Source organism: Serratia sp. BNK-12 (assembly GCF_047456085.1).
GTDB lineage: Bacteria > Pseudomonadota > Gammaproteobacteria > Enterobacterales > Enterobacteriaceae > Serratia > Serratia liquefaciens.
Genome location: NZ_CP179896.1, coordinates 1179236 through 1192754 on the forward strand (window position 1 = coordinate 1179236; position 13519 = coordinate 1192754).

General features: G+C 57.3%; 9 protein-coding genes. 3 read left to right on the forward strand and 6 right to left on the reverse strand.

Annotation, left to right across the window (positions count from 1 at the left end; translation table 11 throughout):
- Window positions 1-232: 232 nt before the first annotated feature.
- Complete coding sequence (locus ACMGG1_RS05295) at window positions 233-1186, forward strand: aldo/keto reductase (RefSeq protein WP_128865061.1); 954 nt, start codon at window positions 233-235, stop codon at window positions 1184-1186.
- 5 nt (window positions 1187-1191) lie between these two features.
- On the opposite strand, the gene ACMGG1_RS05300 is transcribed toward ACMGG1_RS05295, so the two are convergent.
- Together ACMGG1_RS05300 and yegD are read right to left on the reverse strand one after the other, a co-directional pair.
- A complete protein-coding gene (locus ACMGG1_RS05300; protein ID WP_115058291.1) occupies window positions 1192-1716 on the reverse strand; it encodes an AAA family ATPase in 525 nt (174 codons plus the stop codon).
- Between the two features lie 89 nt (window positions 1717-1805).
- Window positions 1806-3158 carry a molecular chaperone gene (gene yegD, locus ACMGG1_RS05305; protein WP_020828087.1) on the reverse strand — a complete coding sequence of 451 codons (1353 nt, stop codon included), beginning with the start codon at window positions 3156-3158 and terminating at the stop codon, window positions 1806-1808.
- A gap of 166 nt (window positions 3159-3324) precedes the next feature.
- Between yegD and alkA the strand changes: the two genes are divergently transcribed.
- Entirely contained in the window at window positions 3325-4821 is a 1497-nt protein-coding gene (gene alkA / locus ACMGG1_RS05310; protein ID WP_048762753.1) for a DNA-3-methyladenine glycosylase 2, read from the forward strand.
- A 10-nt stretch (window positions 4822-4831) separates the two neighbouring features.
- On the opposite strand, the gene ACMGG1_RS05315 is transcribed toward alkA, so the two are convergent.
- From ACMGG1_RS05315 to ACMGG1_RS05330, 4 genes are all read right to left on the reverse strand, one after another.
- On the reverse strand, window positions 4832-5182 hold the full coding sequence (locus ACMGG1_RS05315; protein WP_115058292.1) for a DNA-binding protein: 351 nt from the start codon (window positions 5180-5182) through the stop codon (window positions 4832-4834).
- A 212-nt stretch (window positions 5183-5394) separates the two neighbouring features.
- The gene (locus tag ACMGG1_RS05320) at window positions 5395-8736 is read right to left on the reverse strand and encodes a diguanylate cyclase (RefSeq protein ID WP_414161200.1); all 3342 of its coding nucleotides are present in this window, start codon (window positions 8734-8736) and stop codon (window positions 5395-5397) included.
- Window positions 8737-8900: 164 nt separating this feature from the next.
- Window positions 8901-10334 carry a magnesium transporter gene (mgtE, locus tag ACMGG1_RS05325; protein ID WP_020828083.1) on the reverse strand — a complete coding sequence of 478 codons (1434 nt, stop codon included), beginning with the start codon at window positions 10332-10334 and terminating at the stop codon, window positions 8901-8903.
- Window positions 10335-10530: 196 nt separating this feature from the next.
- On the reverse strand, window positions 10531-10710 hold the full coding sequence (locus tag ACMGG1_RS05330) for a YfgG family protein (protein ID WP_020828082.1): 180 nt from the start codon (window positions 10708-10710) through the stop codon (window positions 10531-10533).
- Between the two features lie 647 nt (window positions 10711-11357).
- Here ACMGG1_RS05330 and ACMGG1_RS05335 point away from each other — a divergent pair.
- Window positions 11358-13505 carry an EAL domain-containing protein gene (locus ACMGG1_RS05335; protein ID WP_414161201.1) on the forward strand — a complete coding sequence of 716 codons (2148 nt, stop codon included), beginning with the start codon at window positions 11358-11360 and terminating at the stop codon, window positions 13503-13505.
- Window positions 13506-13519 lie beyond the last annotated feature (14 nt).

The window sequence follows — 13519 nt, forward strand, 5'->3', positions numbered from 1 at the left end:
ACTCATTGCCAAAAAAGTTACACTCCTTACAGAATACTAGTTTAGCGAGGAAAGACGGCATAAAAATGAAGGAAATATGGAGGAACCGTCAGCATTGTCCGAATAAGTTGTAGATTTGATCATGCTATGTTTATAAGCGTTGCCATCCGGCTTATAGCGAATGCGTTTTAGCGGATTTCCTGCTTTCGCGCTAATAATTATCCTGCGAATCATCAACTCCATGGAGCATGCAATGAGTCATAAAGAACTGGGCCGTTCGGGCATCAAAGTGCCGGCATTGACCTTCGGCGGTAACGTGTTTGGCTGGACGGCGGATCGCGAAACTTCATTCAGCCTGTTGGATGCGCTGGTGGAAAATCAGCTCAACTTTATCGATACCGCCGACGTGTACTCGAGCTGGGTGCCGGGCAATCAGGGCGGTGAATCGGAAACCACCATCGGCCAGTGGCTAAAAAAGAGCGGCAAGCGTGACCAGGTGATCATCGCTACCAAAGTCGGCAAGCCGATGGGCGAGGGTAAGCAGGGGCTGTCACCACGCTATATCCAGCAGGCGGTAGAGGATTCACTGCGGCGTTTGCAGACCGATTATATCGACCTTTATCAATCGCATGACGACGACCGGGACACGCCGTTGGCGGAAACCCTGGCGGCGTTCGACGACTTGATCAAGGCCGGTAAGGTGCGGGCGATAGGCGCTTCCAACTATCAGGCCGATCGTCTGGAGGAGGCATTGAAAGTCAGTGAAGAGAATGGGTTGGCGCGCTATGAGACCCTGCAACCGGAGTACAATCTTTATGCGCGTGAGGAGTATGAACGCAGCCTGGCGCCGGTGGTGCAGCGCCATGGATTGGGCGTGATTAACTTCTTCTCGCTGGCCAGCGGTTTCCTGACCGGCAAATACCGCAGTGAAAAAGATATCGGCAAGAGCCAACGTGGTGACACCATCGTTGAGCGCTACCTTAATCCACGCGGTTTCAAGATTTTGGCTGCGCTGGATCGGGTTGCGGAAAAACACCACACCTCGCCAACGCAGGTTTCACTGGCCTGGCTGATAGCGCGGCCGGACATCACCGCGCCGATCGTCAGCGCCACGTCGCTAAAGCAGTTGGATGAGCTGATCAGCGCTACCCGGCTGCGGCTGGATGCCGAGGATATCCGCATCCTGAACGACGCCAGCGCCTGGTGACCTGCTCAGTTGCCGACGGCGTTAATCAAGGACAGCAACTGAGCCACGCTGGCTTCCACTGGCTGGCCTGCGGTATCAATACGGGCCACCGGGGTATGCCAGGGTAGGTAATCGTGGCGGGTGACGCTGTGCCAGTTAGGGAGGCGCAGTCCGGCAACGTCCCCGTCGCGGGTTTCAACCCTGCGACGGTGCTCGGCACTGTCTGAGCAAACCACCTCAAAATCTATGCAGGCTACACCAGCCCGTTGTGCGACGTTATGCCAGGCTTCGCGAGTGACCGGCAACGGGTTGACCGAGTCGGCAATCACCCAGTGGCCCAGACGCAGGTTATCTTCGGCAACGCCATAAGCGGCAAAATACCCGGCGGGGCCGACGTCATCGGCCAGGGAGCCACTGTTACGGATAGCTTGTTCAAGGGTATCGATGCGCAGATGCATTGCCGGTAATGCGCGAGCCAGCGCCCGTGCGAGCGTAGTTTTACCACTGCCTGGCAGCCCGGAAAGAACGATCAGCATTGTTGTTCCTGCCATGATTATGGTTCCAGCCGATACAGTACCTGATTTCGCAGCGAATGGCTTGGCGGCGGGGCGCGGCATTGAGCTACCGCGCCCTGGTGCCCTTAACGGAACAGCGTCTGCGCCCAGCGAGCCAACCCGGCGGTGACCGAGCCGAAGTCGTTGCCGCCGACGATAGGAATGCCCGGCAACTGCTGTTGTAGCGCGGCGCGCAACAGCGGGGAACGTGCGCTGCCGCCGGTGAGATAAATCACCTGCGGTGCGGTCTGGCTACTGGCCAGCGCGGCGCTGACCTGTTCCTGAATGCGCAGCAGCGGCTGTGAGATGGCCTCGGCAAGCTGATCCTGGCTGATGGTTTCTGCCAAATCAGTCTGGACGAAGGCCAGCGGAGCGCTGATGTTTTGCTGTGCCGACAGGGCGATTTTACTCTCCTCCGCGGCGCGCACCAGACGGTAGCTCAGGCGTTGCTGATGCACTTTCAGCAGGCGTTTAACTTTTTCAGGCTCGGCGGCATCGCGGATCAAATCGCGCAGCATGCGGCCATTGGCAGCGCTGTAAAAGTCGATCTGGGCCGGAACGTCGTTGGTGGCTACCGCGTTCCAGTAAGGCAACGCAGGCAAAGCGATGCCTTTTTCAGTTTCGCCACCCATACCGAACAGCGGCATCAACTGTTTGAACGCCAGCATGATGTCCAGATCGTTACCGCCAACGCGGCAACCGCTGTGGCCCAGCAGGCTTTGCTGGCGATCGGCACGGTCACGCCATTGCGGCCCCATCAACAGCACCGAACAGTCGGTTGTCCCGCCGCCAATATCCACCACCAGCACGGTTTTTTCTTCTTCCAGGGTCGCTTCGAAATCCAGGCCTGCGGCGACCGGTTCGAACTGGAATTCAATGTCTTTGAAGCCTGCACGCTCGGCAGCGCGGTGCAAAATACCCTGCGCCTGGCGGTTGGCTTCTTCGCCACCGATGCCCTGGAAGTTGATCGGACGGCCGATCACCGCCTGGCTGATGCTGTCTTGTAGTACGTTTTCCGCCTGACGTTTGATGTGGAACATCATGGCGCACACCAGATCCTCAAACAGCGCGATCTGTTGTGGTTTCAGGCCGTTGGCGCCGAGGAAGGATTTCGGGGAGCGGACAAAATACACTTCTTCCGGATCTTCAACGTAGTGCGCCAGCGCCTGCAGGCCAAACAGCACGCTGTCGCTGGCGACCGGGATATCTTCTTCGCGGTTATAGTTGATTGCCCGGCGCAGCAGTTGCTGGTTTTCCTCGCTGGCGGTCGGCACCTGCCAGTGGCGGTGCAAACACTCGCTGACGGCTTCGCGCGTCGGAGCACATAGCATCGACGGCAGATAGGGCTCGTTGTTTTCCAGCGTCAGCAGCTCGGGGCCATTTTCTCGCATCACTGCGACGGAACAGTTGGCCGTTCCGTAGTCAAATCCAATAAACATGTCTTTTCTCTATCCCCATGCCAATGAAGGGGGGCGACTTTACCCGAGACTCGGCCCCTGGGCAATCTGAGAGCGCTTAACTGACGAAAAATTTAGCGGCGACGGCGCTAGCATGCTTAACTTAATGTCCGAATCCCGCACGTCAGCGCACCCATCGAGTCGCATAATGCACAAAAAACTGACCCCGAGCGTGGCTATGAAAAACCAACAGCAGGCGTTGTATGAAGCACTGAGTGCACGCGATCGCAAATTTGACGGTCGCTTCTTCGTCGGCGTTTCGTCGACCGGTATTTATTGTCGCCCGGTTTGCAGCGCCCGTACGCCAAAAATTGAAAACTGCACCTTTTACCCGAGCGCGGCGGCGGCGGAACTGGCGGGGTTTCGCCCCTGCCTGAAGTGTCGGCCGGAATTGGCGCCGGGGTTGGCATTGATCGATCTCGGCAATCGCTATGCTCAGGTGGCGGTGCAGTTGATTGAGCAGGGGTATCTGTCGGAGCACAGCTGCGAGCAACTGGCAACGCGGCTAGGCATTTCCGATCGCCACCTGCGGCGTATTTTTGCCGATCAGTTTGGCGCCTCGCCGATTGATTATGCCCAGTCGCACCGGCTGTTGCAGGCCAAACGCCTGCTGGCGGATACCGATATGCCGTTGAGTGAGGTGGCCTTTGCCGCCGGTTTCGGCAGCCTGCGGCGTTTTAACGAACTGTTCAAGGCGCGCTACCGGCTGATCCCCTCGGCACTGCGCAGCAGCAGCGGCCGTAACGAACGTACCGTCGCAAGCGGGCTGGTGTTTCATCTGGGCTATCGACCGCCCTATGACTGGTCGCGCATGCTGGGTTTTTTGCAAACCCGTGCGGTGAGCGGTGTGGAGCGGGTGGAGGGGCAACAGTACCTGCGGGCGATAGCCATCACTCAGGGCGGCATCGAATATCGTGGCTGGGTCAGCGTGCAACCGGAAGAGGCGCATAATCGGGTACGGGTGGAAATTGCACCTTCCCTGAGCCGGGTGACGACGGAAGTGCTGCGCCGCACTCGCCAACTGTTTGATCTCGACGCCGCGCCGGACCTTATCGCTCAGGCGTTGGGGCCGTTGGCTGCCGATGCGCCGGGCCTGCGGCTGCCTGGCTGCGTCAACGCATTCGAACAGGCGACCCGCGCGGTGCTTGGGCAGTTGGTCAGCGTCAAAATGGCGGCGACCTTTGCCGGACGGATGGCTGAACTTTGGGGCACCCCGCTGGAACAGCCCTACGGTGGCATTACCCACGTTTTTCCCACTGCCGAACAGATTGCGCGATTACAGCCTGAGGCGCTGCGCCCCTTGGGCGTGCAACTGAAACGAGCGGCGGCGTTAATCGGTATTGCGCAGGCGGTTACCGAAGGGCGGTTGCAATTGGAGAACGTGCTGGATATTGAGCAGGGGATCAAGGCGCTGACTGCGCTGCCGGGGATTGGCAGTTGGACCGCCAGCTACATCGCCATGCGAGCCTGGTCGTGGCCGGACGTGTTCCTGGCGGGGGATTATCTGATCAAACAGCGTTTTCCCGGCATGACGCCACGCCAGATTGAGCGCTATGCTGAAAGCTGGCGACCCTGGCGTTCCTACGCCACGCTGCATCTGTGGCATAACGATGGCTGGGCGCCGTCAACGGAGGCTGTCGGGTAGCGGCTACGGACTAGTCTTTGGCAGCAATGCGCGTCAGCAGGCCGTCTATTCCTTCGCGCATCAGGAAGGCCAGTACCTTCTCGCGCTCGCTTTCACTCAGATGATGGTAATACTCAATCCACACCGCCAGCGGATCCTGGCGTTCAACCTGATATTCAGCAGGATCTTCTTGCAGTATCAGTAAGCTGCGCGCTCCGATCGGCAGGCTGTTGATGTGGTATTCCACCGCTTTGCCCTGCACGCCTTTGCGCCGGCGACTGATCCAGCCTTCGCGGCGGGCCATTAAATTGATGCCCTGTGGCGAGGAGGGCAGTCCTGCAATGCCGGTCAGCTCTCTGGCGGCAAACCACTCTTTTTTCATAGCCATTCATCCCTGAACAATTAGGTGTATTGAGAGAGGAAAAAATTAATTCGCATGCTGATTTCCGTATCGAGGTGTTATGCAAGCGATTAACTTTGACCTGTTAGTTATACCACTAACCTCAGGCGGGCTAAGCAAAAAAAGCAGAATGGATGAGATGCGGCGGCGAGGCCGCCGCTCGAAAGGCAGGGGGATATTGCTGGGAATGGCGACTAGCGGATACCAAAGTAACCGCCGCTGAGCAGTTCCGTCAGCGATTGTTCCAGTGCGATGGCGTCGCCCTCCGACAGATCGATGCCAATCGCCTGCAGGGTGTTCAGCGTTATCTGCTGGTGTGCCGGGCCGGCCAGCGTTTGGGCGTGCACCCGATGCGTCGCCCCATTGAGCATCGACACCATCAGTTCGTCCATCTGGTTGCAGTGCACGTTGGTGATGAAGCGTTCGTCGACGCGGATATAGTCAATCTTTTGGCCATGCAACTCGTCAAAGGCGTTGAGGCTGTGCCCAAAACCGTTAACGATCAGCTTGCAGCCCCGTTGCTGCAACTGCTGGAGGAACGGCCTGCAAATGCCGGCGTGCTCCAGCACCACCGCATCATCGACCGCCAGCAGCAATGCCCCTGGTTGCAAGGGGGAGGCGTCCAGCGCTGCCAGCAGATCGTCCTGGAAGCTGGCGTCCAGCAGGCTGTCGGTTGTCAGCGGCAGCGCGATGGACAACCCCTTGCGGGCAATATCAGGGGCGCGCTGCGTCAAAATCTGCCCGATGATCCAGCGGTCAACCTCTTGCGTCAGATCGTATAGCCGGGCAGCGGAGATAAAATCGTCGCTCGCCAGCGCCTGACCGTCCTGATCCCTCACCTGCAGTTTCAACTGATAGAAACAGACCGCCAGCGGCGTTTTTGGCGGTGCGACCGCCCTGACATGCAGCAACAATTGCCCATCGTTGATGATGTCCGTCACTTCCTGGCGCGTCAGCAGTTCATGCTGACGTTCCAGGATCATTTTTTGACGCGCCTCATAGAGATAAACCTGGCCACGTCCGCGATGCTTGGCGGTATAACAGGCAATATCCGCCTGCGCCAGCAGCTCGCTGCTCTTGCCGGCATCGGCATCAATACGGGTTACGCCTGCACTGGCGCCGACGTGGTAAATCTTCCCTTCCCAAAAGAACGGGTGCTGGCTGATGTGATTAACCAATTGCTGTATCAGCGACTGGGCCTGTTCCCGCGTGCAGTCGAACAGGATCAGCCCGAACTCATCGCCGCCAAGCCGGGCCAGACAGTCGCTGTTACGCAGATGGTGCCGCATCAACAGGGAAAGATCTTTCAACAGCGCGTCGCCCGCGGCGTGGCCGGCATTGTCATTGACCGCCTTGAAACGGTCGAGATCGAGGAACACCAGCGCGTGCTGCAGTCGTTTTTCAGTGGCGTTGGCAATAGCGGCCTTCAGGCGCTTTTCAAAACTGGTGCGATTGGGCAGCGTGGTCAGGGCATCGTGGGACGCGCTGTAACTCAACTTCTGCATCAGTTCGCGCGAGGCCGTGACATCCTGCAGTACCATCACCGCGCCCATGACGTTGCCGTCGATCGTTTTCAATGGTGATACCGACTGCTGGATGTCAAAACAGCGACCGTCGCGACCATGCAGCACCAGGGCATAGTCTGCGGACAGCTGCCGGTTTTCCTGCAGGCAGCACTGGATCGGGTTTTCTACCTCTTCGCCGTCTTTGCCGTTGGTCATTCGAACCACGCCGGCGACGGGCATGTCGATCGCCAGACTGAGCGGCCAGCCGCACATTTGTTCGGCCACCGGGTTCATAAAGGTAATGTGCATTTCGTCGTCGGTGGATATCACCGCTTCGCCGATCGCATCGAGCGTAATGTGCAGACGCTCTTTTTCTTCGTGCAGCGCTTCGGTCAGATTACGGACCTCCGTCATGTCGATATTGGTGCCGATCATGCGCAGCGGCAGACCCTGAGCGTCTAAAATAACGTTACCCTGGCCGCGGATATGCCGCACTTTTCCCTCGCGGGTGAGCAGTCGGAACTCCAGAACAAAGGGGCCCGGCCGCTTCAACAATGTGGCCATCTCACGGTCGGTGCGTTCACGATCTTCCGGTACCAGCAGCGTCCGCCATAGCGAAAACGTTGGCGTCTGGTCCGGGCTGAGGTCGTAAAGTTCAAACATACGCTTGTCCCAGGTAAGCTCTTCGCCGTGCATCATCCATTCCCAAACGCCGATGCCGCCCACTTTATTCGCCAGCGTAATGCGCTCCATCAGTCGATGGTTCTCTGCGGCCGTGCGTTTCAATTCGCTGATGTCTTCTACCTGCGAAATAAAATACAGCGGCAGCCCTTCGGCATCGCGCACCAGCGATACGGCCAGTAGCGCCCAGACGTGCTCGCCGTCGCTGCGAATATAGCGTTTCTCCAGGGTGTAACTGCTGATATGTCCATCGAGCAGATCGTGCAGCTGCGTCAGGTCGGCGTTCAGATCGTCCGGGTGGGTGATTTCCTGGAAAGTCAGGCGCCGCAGAGCCTCCGGGGTATAGTCGAGCAGTTTGCACAACGCCTGATTGACCTGCAGCCATTTCCCCTGCGGCGACACCAGCGCCATGCCGATGGCCGAATATTCCAACGCATTACGAAAGCGAGTTTCACTCTCGACGATATGCTGTTTCTCCACCCGGAAGGCGTGCATCACCATGGCCATCGAGTGCGCCGGGATCAAAATCAACAGGATCGGCAGGTAAATCTCGATATCGCTGAACGGACCGGTGGGCGCATGAAAATGCAGCAACCCGATGGAAATCATCACGGTGATCATCAGCGTGGTGCAAAAGCAGATGACGAAAGCCTCGAGCCGCGGCAGCGCGATTGCCGCCCACAGCAGCGGCAGAATGACGAAGGTGAACGGAAAGGGCAGGTAGCTCAGCGCCAGATAGCTGAAGGTCAGCGCGACTATCAACGTCAGCAGCAGAGTGTACAGATTCAGCGTATCCAGCATGCGGCGGCGATAGACCAGCCCGATGGGCGTCAGCGACAGGACGCCAATAGCTTCTGAAATAAACCAGGTACTGAAGGGGTGCCAGAAAGGGTGACCCGGGGCGGGAACCCACCAGGCGGCCAGCAGGGCGCTGAACAACGGGGTGAATATCACCGCGCAGACGACAAATTTAAGCCAACTGGCCAGGCTGTTCAGCGGATCGTCCTGCAGCAGCATGCGGCGCAACAGCAGGGTGCAAACCACGGCTTCCAGCAGGTTGATCAGTGTCAGTTTTACCGGGAACCAGCTAAAGCCGAACAGCGTGAAGCTGGCGGCCACGATGCCAACCCCGCATGTCAGTAGCGGTAACCCCCATTGGCGTGGCGAGTGGCGGAACAGTACGGCAATAATGGCGGCAGTGGGGAACCACAGCGGGGTAAAGTGGCTGGATTCGTTCGACAGCGTCAGGCACAGCAATGCCAGTAAAAATACCGCCACCGCCGCCAGCAGGCTGTGCGTCAACAAGGCGCCCTGACGCGTGATGAGATGATTCGGTGCGCTGATATCCATAGACAACCCTTAACTCTGGCATCTGTCACTGAACGAGGTCATGACGCGAATGAGATGGAAAGTTTATTGGCAAAGGGTAGTACAGCGCGGCAATAAAACCCACTGAATCAGACAGCTTTAGTGAGCAAACGCAAAAGCCGGCGCGGGGCCGGCCTTCTGGAGGTTTAAAGCAGGAACAAGGTGGCCAGCCCGAGGAAGATAAAGAAGCCGCCGGTATCGGTCAGAGCGGTGATCAATACGCTGGAACCTACCGCCGGATCGCGTCCCAGTTTGAGCATGGTCATCGGGATCACCACCCCCATCAGCGCGGCTACCAGCAGGTTGAGGATCATCGCCAGCGTCATGACGCCGCCCATCGCCCAGTCGCCGTACAGCAGCCAGGTCACGACTCCCATGATGCCGCCCCAGACCACGCCGTTGATAATGGCCACCCCCAGTTCTCTGAACATCAGGCGGGAAATGTTGCCGACCTCAATTTGGTGCAGTGCCAGCGCGCGTACGATCATGGTGATGGTCTGATTACCGGTATTGCCGCCGATACCCGCGACGATCGGCATTAACGCCGCCAGTGCCACCAGTTGTGAAATGGTGTGTTCGAACAGGCCGATGACGCGCGAGGCGATAAACGCGGTACACAGGTTGATGGCCAGCCATGCCCAACGGGTTTTCACCGCCTTGCTGACCGGGGCAAACACATCTTCTTCCGGGCTTAAGCCCCCCATGCGGCGCAGGTTACTGTCGCTTTCTTCATTGACCACATCGACGATTTCTTCGATGGTCAAACGGCCCATCAGCTTGCCCTTGGCGTCGACCACCGGGGCGCTGATCAGGTCATAACGTTCGAATGCGCTGGCTGCCGCTTCGGCCTTGTCATCCGGCTGGAAGCTGGTAGGGTCGCTGTCCATCACCGTCTGGACCAGGGTTTCCGGGTCATTAAGCAGCACGGCGGTGAGCGGCAGTTCGCCCAGCAGAGTATTTTTACGATCGGTGACGAAGAGCTTGTCGGTGGCTTCCGGGATGGTTTTGCGCAGGCGCAAGAAGCGATGTACGGCACCGATAGTGACGTCGGGGCGTACCGTGACCAGTTCAAAATCCATCATCCAGCCGACGGTGTCCTTGCCGTAGTGGATCATCTCGCGCACCTGTGCGCGTTGATCCGGCTCCATGGAGGTCAACAGGCGTCCCATCAGGTTACGCGGCAGGTATTGTGCCAAATAGGCCTGTTCATCGACGTCCAGCGTCTTGATCGCTTTGAGCAGGTCCTTGTCGCTCATCTCTTCGATCAGGCTGTCCCACACGGGCTCGGCAACTTCCACCAGCGTTTGACCGCGTTTGGCGTTCCCCACCAGCCGCCACAGTGCCAGTCGCTCGTCTTGGGGCAGCGCTTCCAGCAGGTCCGCGAGGTCAGCGGCGTGCATGTCGTCCAGCAGGCCGGTGATTTCTGCAGTCTGGTTTAGCAGCTCGCTTTTGCTGAGGGCGTTCTCATCCCCTGGCCGGCCGAGAATGCCATCGACCAGATCTTTGTTGTTTAACAGCAGAGAAAGAATGCGCTGGCGGTACTCAGCGACTTTTTTAACGTTATGTGTTGCAGCTGACATGGTCTTCCTTACTGGCACTCAGTGATCCTTAAGACCCACTCTGGACTAGATAGAGCATAGTGAATGCAGGCGTCATTTTTATGAAATGGGAGCAGTTGCTGAGGAATAAGTAAGGGGTCTGGCGCGCCGAGATACTGGCCGACGGCAGGCTGCTTAACTATTCGCAAGCCCTGCGGGATAACTTGAATCTGTGAGTTCAGGGAGTGGTGTCCCGGTTTTCGTCGCTCATCTCAGTGGTGCTTTGCTGAGGGGCGAGTTTTTTTTCCTGATGGTGGGGCACCGCGACGACCGCGGCATACAGCAGACGGCCGACTAAAATGATAAAGCTGACAAACAGCACTATTTTGGTCATCTGTCCGGTGGATTTTCTACGCATATATCACCCGGCATGCCGGTTTCCTGTGTTATGCCCGCCATCTTTCACGCTGGCCGTGCTGCGGCCACTTGAAATTTATAGAGATATTGAACGCTGATGCAGGCCCATAGAGTGTAAACGGAATTCTAGCCATTGATGACAAATATTGTCTATACCCGTCATACTTGAAGCTGCATCTTTGTTGGCTTTCCTCACTCACCCCAGTCACTTACTAGTGTAAGCTTCTGGGGATTCGCTGCGTTGCCGCCTCGATGCAACTCCAATTATTTAGAGTATATATTTCCGGGCAGCAAAACCCGGTATCTCGCCGCTGTTTAGCTTAAGTTTGGCTTTATCTGTCGGATCAGCAGCTTAAGATGAGGCAAAAAATAGGCTTACACATTTTTACCCAACTTTTCCTCTTTGGTTGATCGGAGTCAAGCCTCACCCCCGCCCGGCGCCTAAAATTTCCGCCATTCTCCTGTCGCATATGATACTTTCAGCTTGCCTCATGAATGGATAGAGGTACGAAAAGGAACCTGCCTTGTTACCCGAACGCGTGAATGGAATTACGCCCTGACGGACTCGTTATTTTTATGATCAAGCCAATATTCTGGAAGCATTTACGCGAGCGCTGGTGGGGGTGCCCCCTCCTCTGGAGCCTGTTATTGATCCCGTTCGCAGGTTGGCTATCGCCGCGGATAATGCTGCCTGAAGGCAAAGTCTATCTGCTCTATCTACCGCTCACCGCCTGTATTGCGCTGTTGATGGTCTACGACTGGCGGGCGCTGCCGGGTATTGCCCTCGCGATCATGCTGCGTTACGCCCACCGGCTGGGGCTGGAAAGTGGCTTGCTGGTGACGCTGCTGTACCTGTCTTGCCTGAGCCTGTGTTGGCTGGGGTATCGCAGGCAAACGCAACGCCGTTGGTGTGCGGCCCCAGGTGGCGCGGCGCTGGTGAAGGAGCGGCTAATCTGGCTGGTGGTGCTACCGGCATTGCTGTTTGTCTTCGGCCTGAAACTGCTGGTCGCCTTTGCCCGGTTGCCCGACGAACTCGGGATGATGCCCGGCGATAACAGCTACCTGATGGCACTGGTTAATTTTCAAGCGCTGTTGCTGGGCTGTCTCTCCGCCATGCCCTTGCTCTACATCTTGTTGCGCATCTTGAATAAACCCCGTTTTGCCCTGACGCTCTGGCGACGCTTTGGTCGTGAAATGGCGCCAAACGTCGATAAAAAAGAGCTGTCGCTGTGGCTGTTGGTGCTGGTGGGGATGGTGGCGGTGCTGTCCCATCACGCTAAAGAGGCCATTCCCCTGTTGCTCGGGGGGTACGGATTGGTGTTACTGCTGCCGGTAATGCTCTACGGTGCGATGCGTTTTGGCTATCAATTCAACTGCCTTATCTGGTCTGCCACTCTGTTGGTGCTGTTTTTTCATTATCCCGGCGCTTCACAACCCGACAACCTGTTGCATAACCTGGCGGTCATCTCTTCGATGATGGTGGTGTTCACCCTGTGCATTTTCCTGATGTCGGCGCTCAATACTCACCAACGGTTAAGCCATGCCAGGGCACAAAGCGCCTCGCTACAAGATCCGGTAATTGGCCTGCCGAACCTGCGTGCCCTCAAGCGTGATCTGGCTCAGTCTCCGCCTTCAACCCTGTGTTTCCTGCGCGTCAGCGAACTGGATTTGCTGAGCCGTAACTATGGCATGCAGCTTCGTATTCGTTTCAAACAGCAACTGGCGGCGCTGCTGCATCAGGTATTGGCCCCCGGTGAAGGGGTTTATCATCTGCCGGGCTATGACTTGTTGCTGCGAGTGGATGCGGACAATAGCGAAGAAAAGGTCGAAGCGATTTACCGCGCGTTGGAAAAATTCCGCCTGATCTGGAACGGTTTGCCGCTGCACCCCCCGCTGGGGTTAGGGTATTGCAGCGTGCTGCCCGATTTTGAACACCTCTACCAGTTGCTGGGGGAGCTTAGCGCGTTGGCGGAAGTGTCGCTGACCAGCGGTAAGCCGGAGAATGTGCAGAGCAGCGGCAATTTGGTGCAGGATGAAGTCAAACGCAAGGTGGCGCTCTTGCATGGGGTACAACGTTCGCTGGATAACGACGGCTTTATCTTGATGGCGCAGCCGATAGTGGGCCTGCGCGGTGATCGTTATTATGAGATTCTGCTGCGTATGCTCGACGATCAGGGGAACACAGTATCGCCGAATGATTTTCTGCCGGTGGCGCATGAGTTTGGCCTGGCTTATCGGCTGGATTTGTGGGTGCTGCGCAATACGTTGAAGTTTATGGACCAGCACCGTATCGATCTGCCCAGTGCACGCTTTGCGGTGAATTTGACGCCCTCTTCGCTGTGCCGACCGATGCTGAGCCAGGATGTAGACAACCTGTTGCAGCAGTATCGCATCGAACCGTATCAACTGACGTTGGAGGTGACCGAGTCGCATTTGCTGCAGAATACGGATTACGCCGGCGCCAACCTGCAGGCGCTGCGTGAAATGGGCTGCCGCATTGCTCTGGATGATTTCGGCACCGGTTATGCCGGTTACGATCGGCTCAAGATGTTGCCGGTTGATATGCTGAAAATCGATGGCAGCTTTGTACGTGACATGCTGACCAGCGCGGTGGATTTCCAGGTGATTGCCTCTATCTGTAAAGTCGCGCGAATGAAGCGCTTGACCATTGTGGCGGAATACGTAGAAAGCCTGGAGCAGTTGGTCGCGTTGAAAGGGGTGGGCGTAGACTATATGCAGGGGTATTTCGTCGGCGAACCGCAACCCTTGGTGACGTTGCTATCAGAACAGAATTGATTGTCGCCCCCGCA

Bases quoted from the DNA above. Each gene is read 5' to 3' on its own strand.
- ACMGG1_RS05330 (WP_020828082.1), bottom strand. From the start codon at position 10,710: ATGCGTAGAAAATCCACCGGACAGATGACCAAAATAGTGCTGTTTGTC.
- mgtE (WP_020828083.1), bottom strand. From the start codon at position 10,334: ATGTCAGCTGCAACACATAACGTTAAAAAAGTCGCTGAGTACCGCCAG.
- ACMGG1_RS05315 (WP_115058292.1), bottom strand. From the start codon at position 5,182: ATGAAAAAAGAGTGGTTTGCCGCCAGAGAGCTGACCGGCATTGCAGGA.
- alkA (WP_048762753.1), top strand. From the start codon at position 3,325: ATGCACAAAAAACTGACCCCGAGCGTGGCTATGAAAAACCAACAGCAG.
- ACMGG1_RS05320 (WP_414161200.1), bottom strand. From the start codon at position 8,736: ATGGATATCAGCGCACCGAATCATCTCATCACGCGTCAGGGCGCCTTG.
- ACMGG1_RS05295 (WP_128865061.1), top strand. From the start codon at position 233: ATGAGTCATAAAGAACTGGGCCGTTCGGGCATCAAAGTGCCGGCATTG.
- yegD (WP_020828087.1), bottom strand. From the start codon at position 3,158: ATGTTTATTGGATTTGACTACGGAACGGCCAACTGTTCCGTCGCAGTG.
- ACMGG1_RS05300 (WP_115058291.1), bottom strand. From the start codon at position 1,716: ATGGCAGGAACAACAATGCTGATCGTTCTTTCCGGGCTGCCAGGCAGT.